At 60.9% G+C, this 21397-nt stretch carries 18 protein-coding genes; 9 read left to right on the forward strand and 9 right to left on the reverse strand.

The annotated features are described in order from the left end of the window. The first annotated feature begins 52 nt into the window (after nucleotides 1-52). Entirely contained in the window at nucleotides 53-1561 is a 1509-nt protein-coding gene (locus ACR0NZ_RS18970) for a UbiD family decarboxylase (protein ID WP_480521106.1), read from the forward strand. Next, nucleotides 1558-2139, forward strand: a complete 582-nt coding sequence (locus ACR0NZ_RS18975) for a UbiX family flavin prenyltransferase (protein WP_480521072.1) — start codon at nucleotides 1558-1560, stop codon at nucleotides 2137-2139. The genes ACR0NZ_RS18970 and ACR0NZ_RS18975 overlap by 4 nt, the downstream gene beginning before the upstream one ends. A 117-nt stretch (nucleotides 2140-2256) precedes the next feature. Here the strand turns inward: ACR0NZ_RS18975 and ACR0NZ_RS18980 are convergent, their stop codons facing one another. The 8 genes from ACR0NZ_RS18980 to ACR0NZ_RS19015 all read right to left on the reverse strand — a co-directional run bounded on the left by ACR0NZ_RS18980 (nucleotide 2257) and on the right by ACR0NZ_RS19015 (nucleotide 13877). Beyond that, nucleotides 2257-4674 carry a GcvT family protein gene (locus tag ACR0NZ_RS18980; protein WP_480521074.1) on the reverse strand — a complete coding sequence of 806 codons (2418 nt, stop codon included), beginning with the start codon at nucleotides 4672-4674 and terminating at the stop codon, nucleotides 2257-2259. Between the two features lie 28 nt (nucleotides 4675-4702). Further along, nucleotides 4703-5953 carry an aminotransferase class V-fold PLP-dependent enzyme gene (locus ACR0NZ_RS18985; RefSeq protein WP_480521076.1) on the reverse strand — a complete coding sequence of 417 codons (1251 nt, stop codon included), beginning with the start codon at nucleotides 5951-5953 and terminating at the stop codon, nucleotides 4703-4705. Nucleotides 5954-6263: 310 nt separating this feature from the next. Further along, the gene (locus tag ACR0NZ_RS18990; protein WP_480521078.1) at nucleotides 6264-7004 is read right to left on the reverse strand and encodes a maleate cis-trans isomerase family protein; all 741 of its coding nucleotides are present in this window, start codon (nucleotides 7002-7004) and stop codon (nucleotides 6264-6266) included. Next, entirely contained in the window at nucleotides 7001-8068 is a 1068-nt protein-coding gene (locus tag ACR0NZ_RS18995) for a pyridoxal phosphate-dependent aminotransferase (protein ID WP_480521080.1), read from the reverse strand. Before ACR0NZ_RS18995 ends, ACR0NZ_RS18990 begins: the two co-directional genes overlap by 4 nt. Next, nucleotides 8065-9717, reverse strand: coding sequence for a hydantoinase B/oxoprolinase family protein (locus tag ACR0NZ_RS19000; RefSeq protein WP_480521082.1), 1653 nt, complete (start codon nucleotides 9715-9717; stop codon nucleotides 8065-8067). Before ACR0NZ_RS19000 ends, ACR0NZ_RS18995 begins: the two co-directional genes overlap by 4 nt. Further along, nucleotides 9717-11810, reverse strand: coding sequence for a hydantoinase/oxoprolinase family protein (locus ACR0NZ_RS19005; RefSeq protein ID WP_480521084.1), 2094 nt, complete (start codon nucleotides 11808-11810; stop codon nucleotides 9717-9719). Before ACR0NZ_RS19005 ends, ACR0NZ_RS19000 begins: the two co-directional genes overlap by 1 nt. 243 nt (nucleotides 11811-12053) lie before the next feature. Continuing rightward, nucleotides 12054-13154, reverse strand: coding sequence for a Gfo/Idh/MocA family protein (locus ACR0NZ_RS19010; protein WP_480521086.1), 1101 nt, complete (start codon nucleotides 13152-13154; stop codon nucleotides 12054-12056). 12 nt (nucleotides 13155-13166) lie between these two features. Beyond that, complete coding sequence (locus ACR0NZ_RS19015) at nucleotides 13167-13877, reverse strand: GntR family transcriptional regulator (RefSeq protein ID WP_480477535.1); 711 nt, start codon at nucleotides 13875-13877, stop codon at nucleotides 13167-13169. A 105-nt stretch (nucleotides 13878-13982) separates the two neighbouring features. Here ACR0NZ_RS19015 and ACR0NZ_RS19020 point away from each other — a divergent pair, with 105 nt between their 5' ends. From ACR0NZ_RS19020 to ACR0NZ_RS19045, 6 genes are read left to right on the forward strand one after another with little or no spacing between them, the layout of a single operon-like run. Continuing rightward, nucleotides 13983-15137 carry an LLM class flavin-dependent oxidoreductase gene (locus ACR0NZ_RS19020; RefSeq protein WP_480521088.1) on the forward strand — a complete coding sequence of 385 codons (1155 nt, stop codon included), beginning with the start codon at nucleotides 13983-13985 and terminating at the stop codon, nucleotides 15135-15137. After that, nucleotides 15137-16027, forward strand: coding sequence for an aldo/keto reductase (locus ACR0NZ_RS19025; RefSeq protein ID WP_480521090.1), 891 nt, complete (start codon nucleotides 15137-15139; stop codon nucleotides 16025-16027). Before ACR0NZ_RS19020 ends, ACR0NZ_RS19025 begins: the two co-directional genes overlap by 1 nt. Continuing rightward, nucleotides 16027-16542 carry a flavin reductase family protein gene (locus tag ACR0NZ_RS19030; RefSeq protein WP_480477541.1) on the forward strand — a complete coding sequence of 172 codons (516 nt, stop codon included), beginning with the start codon at nucleotides 16027-16029 and terminating at the stop codon, nucleotides 16540-16542. The genes ACR0NZ_RS19025 and ACR0NZ_RS19030 overlap by 1 nt, the downstream gene beginning before the upstream one ends. 53 nt (nucleotides 16543-16595) lie before the next feature. After that, on the forward strand, nucleotides 16596-17183 hold the full coding sequence (locus ACR0NZ_RS19035; RefSeq protein WP_480521092.1) for a TRAP transporter small permease: 588 nt from the start codon (nucleotides 16596-16598) through the stop codon (nucleotides 17181-17183). Beyond that, entirely contained in the window at nucleotides 17184-18473 is a 1290-nt protein-coding gene (locus tag ACR0NZ_RS19040) for a TRAP transporter large permease (RefSeq protein ID WP_480477545.1), read from the forward strand. It abuts the gene before it with no gap. Nucleotides 18474-18497: 24 nt separating this feature from the next. After that, on the forward strand, nucleotides 18498-19559 hold the full coding sequence (locus ACR0NZ_RS19045) for a TRAP transporter substrate-binding protein (RefSeq protein WP_480477547.1): 1062 nt from the start codon (nucleotides 18498-18500) through the stop codon (nucleotides 19557-19559). A gap of 30 nt (nucleotides 19560-19589) precedes the next feature. Here ACR0NZ_RS19045 and ACR0NZ_RS19050 read toward each other — a convergent pair whose 3' ends face one another. After that, nucleotides 19590-20060, reverse strand: coding sequence for a tetratricopeptide repeat protein (locus ACR0NZ_RS19050; RefSeq protein WP_480477549.1), 471 nt, complete (start codon nucleotides 20058-20060; stop codon nucleotides 19590-19592). Nucleotides 20061-20093: 33 nt separating this feature from the next. Here ACR0NZ_RS19050 and ACR0NZ_RS19055 point away from each other — a divergent pair, with 33 nt between their 5' ends. Next, nucleotides 20094-21347 carry a cytochrome-c peroxidase gene (locus ACR0NZ_RS19055; RefSeq protein ID WP_480521094.1) on the forward strand — a complete coding sequence of 418 codons (1254 nt, stop codon included), beginning with the start codon at nucleotides 20094-20096 and terminating at the stop codon, nucleotides 21345-21347. Nucleotides 21348-21397 lie beyond the last annotated feature (50 nt).

Here is a 21397-nt window from a genome sequence, read left to right on the forward strand (position 1 = left end):
CGACCCCTCGCTTTCGTTGCTAGAGGGTGGAAACCACCTTCGGAGCAGTCCCATTCGCACCCTGCCGCAATATCCCAGCCTTCGGCATTTTCTGAAATGGTGCGAGGACACCGGACAGTTCAGGCGCATCCCTGATCCGGTTTCCGTACGCCATCAGATGACCGCTGTTCACCGCGCCGTGCTTGAGGCGGGCGGCCCGGTTCTGCAATTTGACCACCCGACAGACGTGTCCACTGATCGGTCCGATACCCCCGTCGTCGTCAACCTGTTCGGAACGGCGGAACGGGTTGCTGCCGGGCTGGGTGTCACACCCGCCGGGCTTGACGATCTGGGGGCCTTTCTGGCCGCGCTGCGGTCCCCGACGCCGCCGGACGGAGTGCGGGACGCGCTGGCCAGATGGCCGATGCTGAAGGCGGCCCTGTCGACCCGACCGAAACTGGTCAGAACCGCCCCGGTGCAAAGCCTCTGCCACAGCGGAGCGGATGTGGACCTGACCGCGCTGCCAATCCAGACCCACTGGCCCGGCGATGCGGGGCCGCTGATCACGTGGCCCGTGGTTCTTACCCGGCCCTACGGCAGCGATGCAAACGCGGCGCAAGGCTATAACGCGGGGGTTTACCGTGTTCAGGTGCTGGACCGGAACCGTGTCATCATGCGCTGGCTGCCTCATCGCGGCGGCGCGGCGCATCACAGGAGCTGGGCGAGGTGCGCCGAAAAGATGCCCGTCGCCATTGTGCTGGGCGCAAACCCCGCGACTTTGTTATCGGCGGCCTTGCCCTTGCCAGAAACGGTATCCGAGCTGACATTTGCCGGTGCCCTGAACCAGAAGCGCCCACATCTGACCCCGGCCAGAACCATCCCCATGTTGGTCCCTGCTGACGCCGAGATTGTTCTGGAAGGTTGGGTTTCACCAAGCGAGACCGCCCCCGAGGGGCCTTTTGGGGATCACACCGGCTATTACAACCCGGCTGAACCCTTTCCGGTGATGCAGGTCAGCGCTGTCACCCATCGGGACGCGCCGCTGTATCTTTCGACCTATACCGGGCGGCCACCGGACGAACCGTCAATCATTGGCGAGGTGTTCAACCGCCTGGCTCTGCCGACCATCCGCGCGCAGATCCCCGAAATCCACGATCTTTGGCTGCCGCCCGCCGCCTGTTCCTATCGCATGGCAATCGTTGCCATCGACAAACGGTATCCGGGGCAGGCCCGGCGCGTGATGATGGCCCTGTGGGGAATGCTGCCGCAATTCAGCTATACGAAAATGATCATCGCGGTCGATGCCGATATCGATCCCCGAAACTGGGAGGATATTGCTTGGGCGCTTGCCACTCGCATGGACCCGGGCCGGGACGTGATGGTGCTGGACAGGACACCTATGGATTATCTGGATTTTGCATCACCCGAACCCGGTCTGGCCGGAAAAATCGGCATCGACGCCACGACGAAACTGGGCAGTGAAACGCTGCGGGAATGGGGGACTGTGATGCACACCGCGCATGGAGATCACGCGTTTGCGGAAGACCTTGTAAACCGATTGATGCCGGAGCTGAGAGCATGACAAACGCCCGTGTTGTTTTGGGGGTATCCGGTGCGTCAGGCGCGGCGTTGAGCCTTGCCGTGGCCCGGTGCCTGGCGTCATCGGATATCGAGGCCGATCTTGTGGTCAGCGTAGCCGGGATGCGGACACTTGCGCAGGAATGCGGCCCGGACGCTTTGCAAAACCTGCGGCAACTGGTGACGCGGCATCACCCGAGCGCCGATATCGGTGCCAGCATTGCGTCCGGGTCGGTTCCGGTATCCGGCATGATCGTTGCGCCCTGTTCCATGCGAACACTTGCCGCGATTGCGCATGGGCTGGACGATAACCTGCTGACGCGCGCCGCCAGTGTTCAGCTCAAGGAACGCAGGCCGTTGGTTTTACTGACACGCGAAGCGCCGCTGACCCTGGCCCATTTGCGCAACATGACGGCGGCGGCAGAAATGGGGGCCATCATCCTGCCCCCGGTTCCTGCGTTTTATCTGAAGCCCGACACCCTGATGGATATCGTGTCCCAGATCGCTGCACGCGCGGTGGACTGCCTGCGCATTTGTGACCCGGTGGCGCAGCAATGGCGCCCGCAATGCGCTGGTGGGTGAGTTCGGGCGCCTCCGGCGGGAGTATTTGGAAAAAGATGAAGTCGCCTGAAGTGCCGAGACGAGACATCTTTTGGAGCGTCTTATTGGCCTTGCCTGCCTGTAGACGGGTTATGAGCGTCAGCACCGCAGTCTGGCGCCTGTCGGGTCAAACGGTGCCTCGGCCAGTACGCGCGCCTTGTGCGGTTTGCCGATGACCTGAATGACCACCTCATCGCCCGGCTGTGCCCTGTTTGGGTTGCGGAACCCCAGCGCCAGCGATTTCCCGACCGAATAGCCGAACGCCCCCGACGTGACACGACCCACGGGCGCGCCGTCGGGGGTAAAGATCGGCTCACCCCCGGTTGCGTCGGCATCTTCGGTCACATCCAGTTCGAAGACGGACAGCACCTCGCGCGCGGGGTTGTCCTTGATGGACAGATAGGCGTCTTTGTGCAGGAAATCCTTGTCCAGCTTGATCAGGCCGGCCAGCCCGACCTCTTGCGGCCAGTATTCCTGAGAATACTCTCGACCCCACGAGCCATAGCCCTTTTCGATCCGCAGCGCCCCCAGCGCGCGCCCGCCCACCGGACCGCCACCACAGTCTTTGGCGGCCTCAAGCAGGGCGGTGTAGAGCGCCACCTGATCCCCCTCGGCGCAGTGCAGTTCCCAGCCCAGATCGCCGGTAAAGCTGACCCGGATGGCCACGCATTCGACGCCGGCGACCGTGATTTTCTGCGACCGCATGAAGCGGAACGCCTCGTTCGACAGATCGGCATTGGTCAGGCGTGCCAGCGCTTCGCGTGACCTGGGGCCTGCGATGTTGAACCCCGCGATGCGGTCGGTGGCGACCTCAAGAGTTGTGCCCTTGGGCATATCGACCATGTTGAAGAAGCGCTGATGATAGCGTTCGGCCATGCCCGACCCGATCATCATGTATTCATCCTCGGCCAGCTTGGTGATGGTGAAATCGCCCGCCACGCCACCGCGAACCGAGATCAGCGGCGTCAGGCAGCTGCGCCCCACTTCGGTGGGCACCCGATTGGCCACCAGACGGTCCAGCCAGTCATGGGCATCGGGGCCCTTGATCACGTAATTGGCGAAGTTCGAAATATCGATCACGCCCACGCTGTCGCGCAGCATCTGCACCTCACGGCCTACGGGCTTCCACCAGTTCTGGCGGGTAAAGCCGGTGGTCTCTTCCACCTCGGGTTCATCGGCGAACCAGAGCGGATGTTCCCAGCCGCAATTGAGGCCAAAGACGCAGCCCATCTGCTTCTGCATCTCATAGGCGGGGCGCACACGGGCCGGGCGGCCTGCACTGCGTTCTTCGTTAGGGAAATGGATCTTGAAGCGGTGGGTGTAGGCATCCTGAACGCGGGCCTTGGTGAATTTCTTGTCGGCCCAGTCGCCAAAGCGGGCCAGATCCCAGGCGAACATGTCATATTGCGGCTCGCCCTCGATCATCCATTGCGCCGCCAGCAGACCCAACCCACCGGATTGCGAGAAACCGGGGATCAAACCACCGCAGAGGAAATAGTTCTTCAGCTCAGGCACCGGCCCCCAGAGCATGTTGGCGTCAGGCGACCAGATCATCGGCCCGTTGATCACGCGTTTCACCCCGGCTGTGGCCGCGACCGGCACGCGTTCGGTGGCGCGGATCACGTTTTCCATGATCCGGTCCAGATCGTCGGGGAACAGATCATGGGCAAAATCCAGCGGCGTGCCGTCTTCGGCCCAGAATTTCATGTCTTTCTCATAAGCCCCGATCAGCAGGCCGTTGCCTTCTTGCCGGAAGTAGTATTCGCCGTCGCGGTCAGCGATCGAGGGCAGACGGCGCCCCAGGCTGGCGACCTCGTCGATGCTTTCGGTCACGAAATACTGATGCTCGGTCGGTTGCAGCGGCAGGGTCAGACCCGCCAGCGCCGCCACCTCGCGCCCCCAGAGACCGGCGGCGTTGACAACCCACTGGGTGTGAATATCGCCTTTGGGCGTGCGCACGACCCAGCTGCCGTCGGGCTGTTGTTCGGTCCCCGTCACCGGGCAGAACCGTTCGATGGCGGCCCCTATGGCGCGGGCCCCGGCGGCATAGGCGTGCGGCACGCCCGACGGGTCGACATTGCCGCCATCGGGTTCGTACATGATGCAGCGGATGTCATCGAACTGCGCCAGCGGATGCAGTTCCTTGGCTTCTTCACGGCTGACTTCGTAGAAGTTCAGACCATAGAACCGGGCCTTGGCCTCTTGCAGGCGCAACTGTTGCTCACGCTCTTCGGTCTGGGCCAGATAGAGCGAGCCGGGCTGGAATACGCCGCAGCTTTGGCCGGTTTCCTGTTCCAGCTGTTTATACAGATTCATCGTATAGTGCTGGATGCGGGTGATGTTGTTGTTATCGTGCAGCCCGTGAATATTCGCCGCTGCGTGCCAGGTCGAACCGGAGGTCAACTCGTTCCGTTCCAGCAGGACAACGTCGGTCCAGCCAAGTTTGGCCAGATGGTACAGGATCGAACAGCCGGCAAGGCCCCCTCCGATCACGACAGCTTGTGCATGGGTTTTCATGAGTGCTTGTCCCTTGGTCCGCCGCAGCTCAGGCGGCGATTTCTTTCATGACAGCCAGAAATTTGGCGACTTCGCCGATTGAGTTGTAGTGGCACATCGAGACCCGGACGCAGGCGTCATAACCCAGCGGCGTCAATATGTTGCCAGAATAGTGGTCGGCCTTGCGCAAATGGGTGCGAATACCTTCATCGTTCAGCCGTTTGACGACATCCGCCGAGGCCACGCCCTGTACGCGCAGCGACACCAGCCCTTCGCGTGCGGGGTTGTCGGCACCGCCCAGAATGGTGACCTTCTCCATCTCGGCCAGACCGCTCAGGTTGCCGGTGCCGTGGATCATCGCGTCGGTCAGTGCCTTTTCCTGCGCGTGAATGGCGTCACCCGCTGCCAGAAATCTGGCACGCCGGTCGGTGGCGTCGCTGACCTGACTGCCAAGCCATTCGAAATAAGACACAACGTCGGACATGGTCGCATAAGCCCCGGTGTCGCGCGTGCCCATTTCCCAGTTATCTGCCGGGCCGTCCAAAAGGGCATTGTGTTCAAGCCGCGTCAGCCGGTCGGAAATCCACGCCACGCCGTAGCCATGGCGCGAAAACACCTTGTAGGGCGAGATCACGTAGCCGTCGACGTCATACGCGCTGAGATCGATCCGGCCATGGGCGGCGTGCTGGATGCCATCGACAATTATGAAACAGTCAGGCGCCACGGCGCGGATCGCTTGTGAAACTGCGGCCACATCAACGCCCATGCCCGTCACGGGTGAGGTGTGCAGGATTGTCGCCACTTTGGTGTCGGGTGTAACAGCTGCGGCATAGGCCCCGGCTGTCACGGTGCCGGTGTCGTCATCATGGGGCACCAGCACATGGGTCTGCCCGGCGATGCGAGCCCAGCGATCACAGGCTGACCGTGTGGCGGGGTGTTCCAGTGTCGACCCCAGCACAATCCCCGGACCGGTTCCGAGACAAGCGTTCATGATCAGCCGGAACAGAAGTTCTGTGCCGCTTTCACCCACAAAGAACTGACCACCGGGTGCATTCATGAAATCCCGCATATCGGCCTTGGCCGCGTTGATCGTGGAAACCAGAGCATGAGACCCCGGATTGTCACGCCCCTGATTGTCCGGGATTGCGGCGTGACGCGCCGAGCTGTCCAGCACGGATTTCAGTGTCAAAGCCCCACCGGCGTTTTCGAAAAATATCCGCTCGCCCTGTTCGGGGCAGTGATCGATCTGGGCAAAACGGTTGCGAATCTGGTTCAGCAGGTTTTCCGAAATTTGACTCATGAAAAGAGGCACCTTTGTGTTTTGTGAACGTATGATGTTTCAGACAAGCCTAAGATGGTTTCCCCGCAGGGCTGGCCAAATCTCCCGTAACCGTGCGGATGGTTCAACATGTGCTTCATTCCCGAGCGGCCCTTATTCCGACTATGGCGTCGAGGGCGCGGTATCTTGTTCTTTTGCGACGTAAATACAGTCACGTCTGCGACACGGCGTGTTGAGTAGGCCAGAATACCCGCCCCATGTGTCGGGGCGAACCTGCCTTTGAAGCAGGCAGCCATCCGACGTGGGTTCCATGCTTTTGCCTGATCCGCGGCTATAGCAGATCAAACAACCGCCCCGGAACATTTCTGTGCCTTGGCAGGTCAAGCGCCCGCATTAGGGCAAACATCATGGCCTGATTGGACGTCACAACAGGTTTATCAAGGGCCGCTTCGATCCGGTCTATGGCCTCGACCGCGCGCATGTCGGTGCAGCTGAGTATGATGGCCTCGGCCTTTGGGTGGTCGGCCTGCATGGCAAGGTCGAAAACCTCGTCCGGGGTCAGTTCTCCCTGCCCGTAATTGCCCAGCTCGCGGCCGATATCGGCGCATTTCACCGTTGTGATCTGGTTTTGCGTCAGAAAATCCATGGCCTGCGTGTTGATCTCGCCCAGATAGGGTGAAGAAAAACCGACGCTGGACACGCCGAGCGCATGGATCGCACCAACCAGCGCCCCTGCGGCGGTAATACACACGGCGCCCGACGCAGCCCTGATGTCCTGCGCCAGCTGGTGATCAAAGGACGGGCCATGGGTCAGCGTGGCCGAGGTACAGCCATAGAGCACCACATCGGGCCGAACGCCCGAGATCATCTTGAGGTCATGGCTGATATCCGAGGCCCCCAGACCCGCCATCTGATCCGAGCCGGGGATCTCATCCACGTCATAGCCACCCATTCGCTGAAAATGCACCGTCGTGTCCGGGCAGCGCATCAGCATCATGTCAGCTTCGAGATTGGTGTTGGTAAAGGGCACCAGCACCCCGATTTTGGCCCGTGTCCGGGTTTCAAAGGTCATGACGTCACCTCTTTCAAAACAGTCAGGCAGCGCTCCATCACTGCCGTGTCACAGATCGTGGCGCGCAGGCAATCCGCGAGGCAATAGCCGCCCATTCCGCGCATGAGCAAACCCGCTTTGCGCAACGCGGCATCCGCTTTTTGCGCGGTGGCGGCATCGGCAAATCGGATCAGGACAAAATTGGTGTGGCTGTGCGGAACAGATAATCCCAGCGCCCGGCACCCGTCGGCAAAGCGATCCCGGATGGCGGCGGTTCTGGCAACCGTGTCGCGCATGTGGGGCTGATCCTGCATCGCTGCCGTTGCCATGGCCTGAGAGAGGGTCGATACGTTGTTGGGGTTGAGCAGCTTTCGCAGCTCAATCGCGACCTCTGACGGGAACAGACCCCAACCCACGCGCGCGCCCGCCAGACCGTAAGCCTTTGAGAAGGTGCGTATGACCACGGTATCCCCACGTGTGATAAGGGCAAAGATTTCAGCCGGGTCGTGATCGCGATCAGCGAATTCGGCATAGGCCTGATCGACCACCAGCAGCACGTTCCCGGGCAGGGTGCCGCGCAGGCGGATGATCTCGGCATTCGGGATCAGGGTGCCGGTCGGGTTGCCGGGGTTGCAGACAAAGACGATCCGGGTTTCAGGCGTGACAGCCGCCAGAATGTCGTCGACCGAGACGGTCAGATCAACCTCGCGGGCCTTCACATAGTCTGCCCGCACCTGCGCCGTCGCTGATGCCACATACGCATAGCCGTAATCCGTGCCCAATACATGGTCGCCCGGCCCTGAATAGGCGCGGATAAGGCAGCCGATCAACTCCATCGATCCGGCACCGCACAGGATGTTGTCGGCTGGCACCCCGTGCACCTGAGCGATGGCGGCGCGTAGGTCCGACCAGTCGGGATCGGGATAAAGCGGCATCCGGTGCAATGCCACCTTCCCCGCCGCAATTGCGGCAGGGCTGACCGGGAAAGCGCTTTCATTCTGGGCTAGAGATACAGTGTCCGGCCCGCCCAGATCGGCCAGCGCATAGGCCGCCATGGCACGAATGTGATCAACCGCGCGGATCATGAGGCACTCCCATAGGCTTTGGCCCCTTCTTCCGTGACCAGACCGCGCCTGAGGTCCAGCGCCAGCGCCTCTGGGTCGCGCGCGGCCGGATCGCCAAAGCCGCCGCCACCGGGCGTGTCGAAGATCAGGTAATCGCCGCTTTCCACGCGTAGCTCGCCCTTGCCCGCAATGTCGCCGCCGCCATCGCGGAACCGGATACGTCCCGGCGCGCCGGGCAGGCCGCCCATGCGGCCCAGAGCGGGGAATTTCAGACGTTCGACCGACAGAAAGACGATGAAGGGGGCATCGTTGGCGGACGTCATCTCGATCCGCTGACCCAATCCGCCCCTGAACTGGCCTGCGCCGCCCGAGTCGGGCAACAATTCGCGTCGCCACATGATCACCGGTGCGACACTTTCGGTTATTTCGACCTGCGAGCCGTACACCCCCGAAGGGTAGGCTGTCGCAGACAGGCCATCCGCATGGGGTCGCGCCCCGGTGCCGCCGTTGTGAACGGGTTCGATAGCAAATTCACGCCCGCCATTCGCCGCCACTTCGGGCGCGTGGCGCATTGGCAGATCGAACATGCACGAGGCCCCTTCGGCGGGCACCTGATCGGGCAGCGCCTGATGCAGGCAGCCCAAAACCAGATCCGGTGTAACCTGCCCCAGCGTATGCCGCATGGCCACAGGCACCGGATGCTGGGCGTTCAGGATGCAACCTTTGGGGCCGTCCACCGTGAAAGGTTCCAGCGAGCCCGCGTTGTTCGGGATATCCGGCCCGACGATGCAACGCAGGGCAAAGACCGTATAGGCGGTCGCATAGTTCAAAGGCACGTTGATGCCCTTCTTCGAACACCCTGACGTGCCCGTGAAATCGACATGCATCCCTTCTTTGGTCACAGTGAGCGTTGCGTGCAGCTCCAGCTCGGCCTCATAGCCGTCCATGCGCAGCACGTTTCTGTAAACGCCCTCGGGCACCTCGGCGATGGCCTGCAACGCACCTTTACGCGAGGTGTCGATGATATAGGTTCCAAGCCTGTCCAGATCATCGATCCCGAACTCGTCCATCATCGCAACAAGGCGGTTCACCCCGGCCTCGCAACAGGCGATCAGGGCGTAGATGTCGCCCTCATTCGCCACAGGCTCGCGCGAGTTGGCGCGGATGATATCCATCAGCAGCGCATTGGGCGTTCCGGCCTCGACCAGTTTGCAAGGCGGGATCAGCAGGCCTTCGTCATAGATGTCCGAGCCTTCAGGCCCCATACCCAGACCGCCCAGATCCACCAGATGCGAGGTGCAGGAGGTAAAGCCCACCACCCTGCCATCCTTGAACGCGGGCATCATCAGCAGGAAGTCGTTCAGATGCCCCGAGGCCAGCCATGGGTCGTTCGTCATGTAGATGTCGCCGGGGCGCATGTCCTGCACCGCGAAACGGGCGCGCAGGTGCAGCACGGCCTCGGCCATGGTGTTGATATGGCCCGGTGTTCCGGTCACGGCCTGCGCCAGCATCCGGCCATTCACGTCGAATATCCCCGCGGAAATGTCGCCGCATTCGCGCACGATGGGCGAGAAAGCCGCGCGGATCAGGGTCTGGCCCTGTTCTTCGACCACAGCCAGCATGCGGTTCCACATCACTTGCAGGCGGGCGGGGGACAGATCAGCGGTCATCATGCGCCTCCTTTCTGGTCCTGTATCAGGACAAGGTTGCCGATTGCATCCATCTGGGCCGAGAAATCGGCGGAAACGAGCGTGGTTGTTTGCGGTTCATGGATCAGCGCGGGGCCTGCCACATGGTCACCGGGGCGCATATCGGCGCGGGCGAGAAAGGCGGCCTGTTTTACCGTGCCATCCAGATCACAGGTGATGGGGCGTGTCTGCGTGACCTGAAATGCGGTTTTGCCCGGCGTTTCTGACACCGTGGGCACCGCTTTGTCCGGGGTGGCAACGCGAACGGCCCAGTTGAGGATCTCGATCTTCATCCCCGGAACAGGGCGTGAGAATTGTTTGCGGTATTCCCTTTCGAATGCGGCTGTCAGCGGGGCGATATCCTGGCGCGTCAGGGCGCGATCCGGCAAGGTAATCTCGATCTCATGCCCTTGCCCGCTATAGCGCATGAAGGCGGTGCGCAGGGTTTCGGTGGGTGCATCCCCTGCCCCTTGGGCGACGACCTCTTTTGCTTCGGCAATCATCGTATCGAACAGGGCGTTCACCCCGTCCATGTCCATGCTGTCGAGCAGGGAATAGCGCGAGCGGACGATTTCGAAGGACACCGGGGCAAACAGGAACCCAACCGCCGAACCGACGCCGGGATTGGGCGGGATCACGATATGCGAAACACCGGCGGACCGGGCGACGCGGGTGGCATGCAGCGGCCCGTTGCCACCAAAGGCAATCATGGTACGCGGGCCAAGGTCTTTGCCGCCTTCGACCGCGTGCATCCGCCCGGCGCTGGCCATGCTTTCGACAACGATGCGGCTGACCCCATCTGCCGCACCTGTCGCATCCAGCCCCAGTTTTTCCCCGATCACACGTCTCAGGGCGGCCTTGGCGCCAGCAGGGTCCAGCTGGATATGCCCCTCGGCAAAGGTGTCGGGCACGATATAGCCCAGAGTGATGTCACTGTCGGTCACGGTCGGATCGATGCCGCCGCGCATGAAGGCGACCGGTCCGGGTTCCGAGCCTGCCGATTTCGGCCCGACCGTCAGACGCCCGAGACGGTCAACACCCGCGATCGAACCGCCGCCAGCACCGATTTCAATCATCTCGATCACCGGAATGCGCACCGGCATTCCCGACCCCTTGATGAACCGTGCCGCGCGGGCGATTTCGAAAGAGCGGGATGTCTGAGGGCGCGCCTTGTCGATCAGGCAGAGCTTGGCCGTGGTGCCACCGACGTCAAAGGACAGGACCTGATCCAACCCGGCACGCGCGGCGATGCGGGCGGCCAGAATGGCCCCACCGGCAGGGCCGGATTCTACCAGACGAATGGGGAAACGCGTGGCGGTGTCGATCGTGCACATACCACCGCCTGCCGTCATCATCAGGATCGGACAGGTTACGCCCTCGGCCGTGAACTGATCCACAAACCGGGTCAGATAGCTATCCATCAGCGGCTGAATATAGGCGTTGGCCACAGTGGTGCAGAGCCGGTCAAACTCACGCGCTTCGGGGCTGACATCGGACGAGATCGAGACGGTCAAACCGGGGCGGTGTCGCGCCAGAAGATCGCGCAAACGCCGTTCGTGGGTCGGGTTGGCGTAGGAGTGCATCAGGCAGATGGCCACCGCCTCGGCCCCGCTGGCGTCAATCTCGGCCAGCAACCGGTCTACTTGCGCTTCATCCAGTTCAATCAGCACCTCGCCTTCTGCCGACATGCGTTCGCGTATGGTCAACGAGCGTTCGCGCGGCACCAGCATGTCCGGCTTTTCAAGATTGATGTCGTATTGGGAATACCGACGTTCGTACCCGATATCGAGAATATCGCGGAACCCTTCGGTGCAAACCGTGGTCACGACCGCCCCGCGCCGTTCGATCAGCGCGTTGGTCGCCAAAGTTGTTCCGTGAATAAATCCGGTGACATCCTTCAGCGACCGGCCAGTCTGCGCCATGACGCTCCGCGCGCCTTCCAGTGCGCCTTCTGCCGGGTTCTGGTGGGTGGTCAGGGTTTTGGTGGAGGCAAGTATCGTCTCATCACCCGAGACGAGGGCCGTGTCGGTAAAAGTGCCGCCAATATCGATGGCGAGGCGCAGAGCGGTTGTCATGAGGTATTCCGTTGTCGTCTGAAAGCAGGCAGGCAGAACGGCCCCGAAGGGCGGTTACCGGCGCGTCGCGACCAGATCACAGCCGGTCGCACGGCGATCAAGACGGGTGGGGATACACTGACAGGTCATACAGTTTTGTCCCCTACTGCGCCCCGCGTCACTAGCAGATTTACGACAGATTGGCCCACAAGCGACACATTTGTCGCCGCAGAGGGTTCTGCCCTGAACCTGCCTGGTGTCAGTCTAAGGGTGCTTAAGGTGAACCGTTTCGCCGGTTTGCAGGGCCTGCTGCGCCGCCAATCCCATTCGCACCGCCCACAAACCGTCATGCACTGTCACATCCGGTTCGGCCTTGTGCCCGCGCACCAGATCCAGAAACCCCTTGTGCTGATAATAGGTCGAGCCGTTGTGATCTCCGGCAGCCAGCAAACGGGGATCGACAGGGATATCCTGCGACATTGGCCCCTTGGGGTCCCGCGGGCTGACGATGACCTGCGGCACTGGCGGCGTTCCCAGATGGTCGGGCCAGAACCGCCCCGGCCCCGGCACCAGAGCCTCGACCTTGGCTTTGGGTCCGATGGCCGAAATCTCCTCCTGATAGCGGGCGCCTTCGGCGAACATGCACAGCTCGAGCATCGCGCGCGCGCCATTGGCGAAATCGACCAGAACATAGCCATGATCCAGTATATCGGGTGTTTCACCCCCGTAGGTTTCGTCCAGATGATTCACCGCCTGCCCACCGCTTGCGGTGATCCGCACAGGGTCAGATTGCAGGATCAGCCGCATCAGATCGAAGAAGTGGCAGCATTTCTCGACAAAGGTTCCGCCGGTGTTGCGGTTGAACCGGTTCCAGTCGCCGACTTTCCGCAGAAACGGAAAGCGATGTTCCCGGATCGACAGCATCCTGACCCCGCCTGTGTCCCCGATCTTGTCGATCAGGGTCGCGATGGGCGGCATATAGCGGTATTCCATTGCGACCCAGATCGGGTGTGGATAGTCGCGCTGAACCTTCGCCAGCCTTGCGGCATCCTGGGGGTTGGTGAACAGGGGCTTTTCCACCAATAGCGGCAAGGGGCGCGTTTGCGCGATTTCACAGATCTGGTCGACATGCAGGTGATTTGGGCTGGCTATGACAAGGCAGTCCAGGTCTTCGATATCCAACACCTCTTGCACCGAGCGTGCCAGAACCGCACCCGGCGCAATCGCCCGCGCGGCGTTTGCCATCCCGGGATCGGGTTCGAATATCGCCGCAACACGCGTGCCGTCCAGCAGGGCGATGTTGTGCAGGTGTTCCTGCCCCATCATGCCACATCCGATCAGCCCGTAATTGATGGTCTGGGTCATGCGCGTTTCCTTTTACTTCAGACGTTGGACATAGGTGGCCCGGTCCGGGTCGAACCAGGTCTTTGAAAATTCGACAGGTTCGGCCTTGTCCGACCAGCTGAACCGTTCGATATAACCCACCGTTTCACCCGCGGCTTTGGTGAACGCCGCGGGCGTCCAATCGGGCAGCTGGCCAATCGATACGCGATCTTCGGCCCGTGATATCCAGAAACCCAGCTGGTGCTGATAATAGCGGTAGAGCGAGTCCGACAGCAGGCTTCGCTTGATCAGGCCGGCTGATTCGTCCAGCCAAATTTCCTCGACCGCGATGATTGTGTCATTCAGATAGCGCATCCGACGTACGCGCGATCCGGTGTCCGAGGTGCCAAAATCCGGCAGATCGGAAGGTTTCTTCAGATGATCGACGGACAGGATATCCGCACGCGGCAACCCGCCCCCTTGGGGCAGTTCCAGCCGGAACATCGCGTAGACGCTGTTCTGAGTTCCGGTCTCGCGGATGTAATTTCCTGACCCCTGAATACGCTCCAACATGCCTTTTTTCTCAAGCTCTGCGAGAGATTTTCGCAGCGTGCCGACCGACACGTTCAGCTCGGCCGCCATGTCGCGTTCTGGGGGCAGACGCTCACCATCGATCAAGCGGCCCGCAGCGACATCGCGGATCAGCAGCTCGGCAATCTGAACGTAGATAGGCAGGGCATTGGGGTTTCGGGTGTTGGGGGGCATTTCAGGCGCTTCATTCGGTCGCAGGAAAAATTGATACACTATTGATCTACATCAATGTGATTGCTACGCAAGAGGAAAGTAAAAGATGCACGGAGCGTGAATCAAATGACCATCGTCCCCATCACATCCCCTGATCTGGATGCGGCCGAGGTTTCGTGGTTCGCCGCCTTATGTTCGGACGATTATCAGTTCCTGGGTGTGCCTGATGGTGATCTGCGGTCCAGCTGGGAGCATTGCTCGGCCATCGTGAAGGAGGCCGAGGCGCAGGGGTTCCGCAACATCCTGTGCCCGTCATCGTATCAGGTTGGGCAGGACACGCTGAGCTTTGTCGCCGGGTGTGCGCCGATCACGCAGAAGATCAACCTTTTGGCCGCCGTGCGCTGCGGCGAGATGCAGCCGATCATGCTGGCCCGCACGATCGCGACTTTGGATCACATGTTGAAGGGGCGGCTGACCGTCAACATCATTTCATCCGATTTTCCCGGCGAAAAGGCCGGCAGTGCCTATCGTTATCAACGGTCGCGCGAAGTGGTCGAGATCCTGAAACAGGCCTGGACGCAGGAGGAAATCAACCATGCGGGCGAGGTCTACAACTTTACAGGTCTGACAACGGACCCGGCGCGGCCCTATCAGACTGGCGGGCCGCTGCTGTATTTCGGCGGTTATTCGCCCTCGGCGCTGGAGCTGTGCGGCGAGCATTGCGATGTGTACCTGATGTGGCCGGAAACCAAGGATCAACTGGCCGAGCGGATGAAAGCTGTTCATGCAGTGGCCGAAAATTATGACCGTACGCTCGACTATGGCTTGCGGGTTCACATGATCGTTCGCGATACCGAAGCCGAGGCGCAGGAATACGCGGATTACATCGTTTCAAAACTGGATGACGACTATGGCCGCGCGATCCGCGAACGGGCGTTGGATGCAACGTCGCTTGGCGTAGCGCATCAGGCCAGGAATCGTGATCTGGCGGATGAATATGGCTATGTGGAACCCGGTTTGTGGACCGGCGTCGGCCGCGCCCGCTCGGGCTGTGGTGCGGCACTGGTTGGATCAACCGATCAGGTCATGTCAAAGATCGAAGATTACCGGAAGATGGGCATTCGCGCGTTCATCTTCTCAGGCTATCCGCACATGGATGAGGCCAAGCATTTCGGTGCTCGTGTGATGCCGCATCTGAAAACCTGCTCGCTTCCCGAAGCCTACGGGCGTGTGCCCAAGACACCCCCGGCCACACCGCTGGGCAACGGAGTGCGCCGCTGATGCAACGTGTGAAACTATCCGACACACTGGAAATGAGCCGCCTTGTCTATGGCATGTGGCGGCTGGGTGACGATAGCGACACCTCGGCAGGGCATGTCGAGGCCAAAATTCAGGCCTGTCTTGATCAGGGCATCACCACCTTCGATCAGGCCGATATTTATGGTGGTTACGCGGCCGAAGCCGTTCTGGGCAACGCCTTGCGCGCCAATCCCGGCCTGCGCCAGAACATGGAGATCGTCACCAAATGTGACATCGTCGCGCCTGTGGGGCGGCATTCCGATGCGAAGGTCAAATACTATGACACCTCGCGCGCGCATATCCTGAAATCCATCGACATGTCCCTGTCGGAAATGGCCATCGACCACATCGATCTGCTGCTGATCCACCGTCCTGATCCGTTCATGGACCACCACGAAACCGGGGCCGCGCTGGATGAGGCTGTCGCCAGCGGCAAGGTGGGCGCGATTGGTGTTTCGAACTTCCGCCCGTGGGACTGGACCCTGCTGCAATCGGCGATGAAAACCCGGCTGGTCACCAACCAGATCGAGATCTCACTGGGCGCGATCGCCCCTTTCACCAATGGCGATCTGGCGTTTCACCAGCAGCATGGGCACCACCTTATGGCGTGGTCGCCGCTGGGGGGTGGGCTGCTGATGGCCGGGAACCCGCCCGTCGGGGTTGTCGCTGATGAAATCGCGGAGGAGTTCGGTGTAGACCGGGCCGCTGTGGCCGTCGCCTTCCTGCTGGCTCATCCGGCGGGCATTCTGCCGGTTCTGGGCACCAACAACCTGAACCGTATCAAACGCATCTCAGACGCGTTGAACGTCACCATAGACCGCGAAACCTGGTTCCGCCTGTACGAGGCGGCGCTGGGGCATGAGGTAGCATGATGAACGCAATCTCAAGGAATATGACCCACACCTTTGTGCCACATAAGGACGACACCCGGACCCTGCGGGATGCTTTTGGTCGGTTTGCAACCGGCGTTACCATCGTGACATGCGACAGCGGTGATGGCCCTATCTGCATCACGGCCAACAGCTTTTCGTCACTGTCGCTGGACCCGCCACTGATCATGTGGGCTGGCGACCGCAACTCGCGACGGTTCCCCTATTTTCGCGCGGCACGGCATTTCACGGTGCATGTGTTATCGTCGGCGCAGGCCGAGCTGTGTTTTGGATGCTCGAAAGATGCCCATGCACTGCGCGACATCCGGCATGAGCGCTGTGCAAACGGCACCCCGCTGCTGTCGGATTGCCTGGCACGATTTGAATGCGAACAACATGCCTATCACGACGCGGGCGATCACGTGATCGTGGTGGGCAAAGTCCTGAAGGCCAGCATGAGCGACGGCGACGCGCTGACGTTCTACGCCGGGAAAATGGGCCAATTCGCGCAGCACTAAGCGCGATCTGACGACCGCGGGACACACCTGCGGCTGAACAAGGGAGGATCCGCATGGGCGGACTGGCATCGGTGCTTGCGCCGGTTGCATTCGTGAACGAAACCGCGCTGCGTCTGGGCCGCGCGGTTGGCGTCGTTGCGATTGCTTTCATGGTCATCGCAATCCTGATTCAGGTGTTCTTCCGATACGTTCTGGGCAACGCCCTGCCCTGGCCGGATGAGGCCGCGCGGTTCTGCATGTTGTGGATGACCGGGTTGATGGCACCGACGGCCTTTCGGCGCGGCGGTTTTGTAGCTATCGACATGCTGCAACGGTTTCTGCCGCGTATGCTCGGCCTGTCACTCAATCTGTTCCTCCTACTGATCTCGCTGGCCGTGCTTTTGGTTGCGGTCAAAATCGGCTGGTCCGAGGTCACGGGCTTTGGCGGCAGGTTTGCAACCGCCGCCCTGTACCTGCCGACATCGCTTGGGTTTGACGAGTGGTACCGCATTCCGCGCAGCTGGATGATGGCCTCGCTGCTGGTGGGGATCATTCTGCTGATCTCGGTCAATATCGAGCTTATCCTGCGTTCCGTGGTCACCCTGCTTGGCGGCGCGCATCTGTTGCCGGACATTCCCGACGCAGCCGTGGGGGCCGAATAGATGCTGATCTGGTTCCTGCCTACGTTCCTGATTTTCCTGCTGATTGGCCTGCCGGTCTTTTTCGCGCTTCTGGCGGCACCCGGCATCTTGCTGTGGCTGAACGGACAGACGAACGACATCACCCTGCTTTATCGTAATGTCTACAACGGCATGGACAGTTTCCCGCTGATGGCCATCCCGTTCTTCATGCTGGCCGGTGAAATGATGAACCGCGGCGGCATCACCATCCGCCTTGTCGAATTCAGCCAGGCGCTGATGGGCCATCTGCGCGGCGGGCTGGCGCATGTAAACGTTCTGAGCTCGATCCTGTTCGCGGGCCTTTCGGGATCAGCGGTGGCTGATACATCCGCCCTGGGTTCGATGCTGATCCCGGCGATGGAAAAACAGGGATACACCCGAAAATTCGCCGCCGCCATTACGGCCGCGAGTTCGGTCATCGGGCCAATCATCCCGCCCTCGGGCATCATGATCATCTATGCCTATGTCATGGGCGAAAGTGTGGCCGCCTTGTTCCTTGCGGGGATCGTGCCCGGGATCATGGTGGGTGTCGGCCTGATGGTGATGATCAAGTTCATGGCCGACAAGTACGATTTTCCCGTCGCCAGCCGGAAATACACATGGGATGAGCGGCGCAAAGCCAGCCTCAAGGCGTTCTTCCCACTGATGACGCCCGTGATCATTCTGGGCGGCATTCTGGGGGGCATCTTTACTCCGACCGAGGCCGCCGCTGTTGCTGTGGGCTACGCCTTTATCATCGGATTTTTCGTTCTGCGTACACTGACCCTGAGGGAAATTCCGGATGTTCTGAGCAATGCAGGTATGACGTCGGCTGTGGTGCTGCTGCTGGTTGGCGCAGCAATGGCGTTCAAGACCGTAGTCAGCCTGAGCCATGCCCCGGAACAATTGGCCTCGTTGATCCTCAGCCTGTCGGAAAATCCGCTGATCCTGTTGTTTCTGATCAACCTGTTGTTGTTTATCGTCGGTATGTTTCTGGACGCAGGCCCCGCGATCATCATCCTTGGCCCGATCCTTGGTCCCATTTTCACTGGCCTCGGCGTAGACCCGATCCATTTCGCCATCATCATGAGCGTCAATCTGACCGTCGGCCTTGCAACGCCCCCCATGGGGCTGGTGCTGTTCGTGGCCGCCGCCGTGTCGCGGGAGCGGGTCGAGACGATCGCCAAGGCGATCCTGCCGTTTCTGGCGGTCGAAATCATCGTGATCTTTCTGATCACCTACATCCCCGCACTATCCATGACGATCCCGAGGATAACGGGATTTGCAAACTGACTGAGTATCACAGGGAGGAAACGCATGCTCGGAAACTTCATCAAAACAGCGGCGATTGCCACATCGCTTGTGGCCGCGTCTGCGGTCGCTGCGGTGGCTGCGGACTATACGCTGCGCGCCACTGCCAATTCGAACGAAAATGACGAGGATTACGACGGTCTGATCGTTTTCAAGAACTATGTCGAGGCGGCGTCGAACGGCGCCATCGAGGTTGAGCTGTTCATCGGCACCCAGCTGTGTTCGAACGGTGCAGAATGCCTGCAAGGCGTGGCGGATGGCACCATCGATATCTATATCTCTACCTCGGGCGGGGCCTCGGGCATCTTCCCCTATGTGCAGGTTCTGGACCTGCCCTATCTGATGGCCGATGACCGGATCGCCGAGCATGTTCTGTCGGGCGATTTCACCCGCAAGATGCGCGACATGGCGCTGGAGGATTCCGGTGGCGCGATCCGCCTGATGACCATCGGCAACACCGGCGGCTGGCGCAACTTCGCCAATACAAAACACCGGGTGGCCGAGCCTGCCGACATGGAAGGTCTGAAAATTCGCACCGTTGTCGCCGACCTGCCACAGGAACTGGTCAAGGCACTGGGCGCGTCACCTACGCCGATCCCGTGGCCGGAACTTTTCACCAGCTTCCAGACCGGCGTCGTCGAGGGGTCCAAGAACGGCATCACCGACATCATGGGCATGAAGTTCCCGGATGCCGGCCTGCAATATGTCACGCTGGACGGGCACGCCTATATGGGTGCGCTGTGGTGGATGAACAACGCCAAGTTCCAGGCGATGCCCGAAGATATGCGCCGGGTCGTTGTCGATGGGTTCTACGCCCTGCAACAGGCCACTTTTGCCTCGCCCAAGCGCAAATCGATTCAGGCCTATGAGGACTTCGTCGCAGGTGGCGGTGACCTGTATGTCCCGACACCCGAGCAGAAGGCTGCGTTCAAAGCCGCGGCTTCACCTGTCTATGACTGGTTCCAGACCAATGTTGCCCGTGGTGATGAAATCTTTGCCGCGCTGACCGAAGCGGTCACGGCGGCTGAGGCGGACGTGAACGCCTCGCGCAATGCAGACCTGAACTAAACGGACGGGTCGGGCCTTGTGGCCCGGCCCTTATCGAAACGGGTACATCCACCCTTTGTAGTCGTTGACCAGAACATGCGCCTTCTCGATCTGCTCCGGCGACATTTTCTTGATCACTTCCTCAAGGCTGATCGCCGCATCGGGATCGCCGCCAATGGCGCTGAGCGTGTACCACATATAGGCCCGCACCAGATCGGGGGCGGGCAATCCCAGACCCAGTTCGTAGTACCAGCCGACCCCCGACTGCGCCCCCGGATGCCCCTTCATCGAGGCACGCAGATACCATTCAAACGCCCTTTCGTGGTCCTGCTCGACCCCAAGACCCAGCCCGTACATCACACCAATCAGTTCCTCGGCCTCGGCATTGCCCGACCGGGCGGCGGGCAGCAGTTCCGCGCGCGCGGCTTCAAACTCTCCGGCCTCCATCATGTCACGGGCCTGTTCCAGCTCAGCCAGAGCCGGGGTCGCAAGAAAACAAAGGGTAAAGAGAAACTGGCGCATTGGGCGATTGTCCTCGTTTGGGCGGGGGCCGCGGTGGCGCAGGACCTGCCGCGCCCGCTGACAGATGATGACTTTATCCCATTTGATATGGAACAGGCCACTATCGGTCATCAACTGTTTTACGATCCGATCCTGTCAGGCAATCAGAACATTTCGTGCGCCCATTGCCATCACCCCGATTTCGGCACCTCTGACGGGTTGTCCCTGGGGATCGGCGAAGGCGGACAGGGTCTTGGACCGGAGCGCACACCGGGTACCGGGGCGGACAAGATCCGCAAACGCATTCCCCGAAATGCGCCGGGGTTGTGGAACCTCGGGGCCAAGGACATCCGTACCGTTTTCCACGATGGCCGCCTGAGCATCTCGGACCTCTATGGCAACGGGTTCAATTCGCCTGCACAGGAATGGCTGCCCGGGGGATTGAACTCGCTTCTGGCGGCGCAGGCCTTGTTCCCGCTGACCGCGCAATTCGAGATGGCCGGTAATGTCGCTGAAAATCAGGTGACCGGCGCGGTTCACGACAGGATCGACAAGGGCTGGCCGATCCTTGCCAAACGCGTGCGGACCGATCCGCGCTATGGCCCTGCCATAGTCGCGGCTTTTGACAACATCGAGACCACCGAAGACATCACGATCACCCAGATCGCCAACGCGCTGGCGGCCTTCATGGCCATCGAGTGGCGCAGCACCGACAGCCCATTCGACCAGTACTTGGCCGGGGACAAGGATGCGCTGTCAGACATCCAGAAAGACGGGATGAACCTGTTTTATGGCAATGCGCGATGCGCGACCTGCCATGCGGGTCCGTTGATGTCGGACCAAGAGTTTCACGCGCTAGGTTTGCCCCCTTTCGGGCCGGGCCGGACCCGGCAATGGGACCCATATGCGCGGGACGTTGGACGGATGGCGGAAAGCAACCGTCTGGAAGACGCCTATCGCTTTCGCACGCCGATGCTGCGCAATGTCGCCCTGACCGCGCCCTACGGGCATAACGGTGCTTTTGCGGACCTCGAAAGCATGATCCGTCACCATCTTGACCCACAGACCAGCCTTGCCAAATGGAAACCCGACATGGCTGCGTTGCCCAAGGTTCCCTGGCTGCAAAAAGCGGATTTCGTGGTGTGGGAAGACCGGTTCGAAATGGAACGCCAGCGCAGCAGGATCGACATTGCGCCAGTGACGCTTTCGGATGTGGAAATCGCCGCCCTTGTCGCATTTCTGCATTCCCTGACGGGCACTGGTATTGGCTCTCCTCCTTTCGGGGTGCCTGCCGATTTCAACCCCTGACGGCGGTTACGCCATAATGACAATTGATCCGGCAAAATGTCGGATTAGTC

This window comes from Ruegeria sp. AE3 (assembly GCF_056542225.1).

What these genes read in the sequence shown, in the direction of transcription:
- ACR0NZ_RS19025 (WP_480521090.1), top strand. Translation starts at nt 15,137, where the DNA reads ATGCAACGTGTGAAACTATCCGACACACTGGAAATGAGCCGCCTTGTC.
- ACR0NZ_RS19035 (WP_480521092.1), top strand. Translation starts at nt 16,596, where the DNA reads ATGGGCGGACTGGCATCGGTGCTTGCGCCGGTTGCATTCGTGAACGAA.
- ACR0NZ_RS18990 (WP_480521078.1), bottom strand. Translation starts at nt 7,004, where the DNA reads ATGACCTTTGAAACCCGGACACGGGCCAAAATCGGGGTGCTGGTGCCC.
- ACR0NZ_RS19045 (WP_480477547.1), top strand. Translation starts at nt 18,498, where the DNA reads ATGCTCGGAAACTTCATCAAAACAGCGGCGATTGCCACATCGCTTGTG.
- ACR0NZ_RS19000 (WP_480521082.1), bottom strand. Translation starts at nt 9,717, where the DNA reads ATGACCGCTGATCTGTCCCCCGCCCGCCTGCAAGTGATGTGGAACCGC.
- ACR0NZ_RS19020 (WP_480521088.1), top strand. Translation starts at nt 13,983, where the DNA reads ATGACCATCGTCCCCATCACATCCCCTGATCTGGATGCGGCCGAGGTT.
- ACR0NZ_RS19030 (WP_480477541.1), top strand. Translation starts at nt 16,027, where the DNA reads ATGAACGCAATCTCAAGGAATATGACCCACACCTTTGTGCCACATAAG.
- ACR0NZ_RS19050 (WP_480477549.1), bottom strand. Translation starts at nt 20,060, where the DNA reads ATGCGCCAGTTTCTCTTTACCCTTTGTTTTCTTGCGACCCCGGCTCTG.
- ACR0NZ_RS19010 (WP_480521086.1), bottom strand. Translation starts at nt 13,154, where the DNA reads ATGACCCAGACCATCAATTACGGGCTGATCGGATGTGGCATGATGGGG.
- ACR0NZ_RS19040 (WP_480477545.1), top strand. Translation starts at nt 17,184, where the DNA reads ATGCTGATCTGGTTCCTGCCTACGTTCCTGATTTTCCTGCTGATTGGC.
- ACR0NZ_RS18980 (WP_480521074.1), bottom strand. Translation starts at nt 4,674, where the DNA reads ATGAAAACCCATGCACAAGCTGTCGTGATCGGAGGGGGCCTTGCCGGC.
- ACR0NZ_RS19005 (WP_480521084.1), bottom strand. Translation starts at nt 11,810, where the DNA reads ATGACAACCGCTCTGCGCCTCGCCATCGATATTGGCGGCACTTTTACC.
- ACR0NZ_RS18975 (WP_480521072.1), top strand. Translation starts at nt 1,558, where the DNA reads ATGACAAACGCCCGTGTTGTTTTGGGGGTATCCGGTGCGTCAGGCGCG.
- ACR0NZ_RS19015 (WP_480477535.1), bottom strand. Translation starts at nt 13,877, where the DNA reads ATGCCCCCCAACACCCGAAACCCCAATGCCCTGCCTATCTACGTTCAG.
- ACR0NZ_RS18985 (WP_480521076.1), bottom strand. Translation starts at nt 5,953, where the DNA reads ATGAGTCAAATTTCGGAAAACCTGCTGAACCAGATTCGCAACCGTTTT.
- ACR0NZ_RS18995 (WP_480521080.1), bottom strand. Translation starts at nt 8,068, where the DNA reads ATGATCCGCGCGGTTGATCACATTCGTGCCATGGCGGCCTATGCGCTG.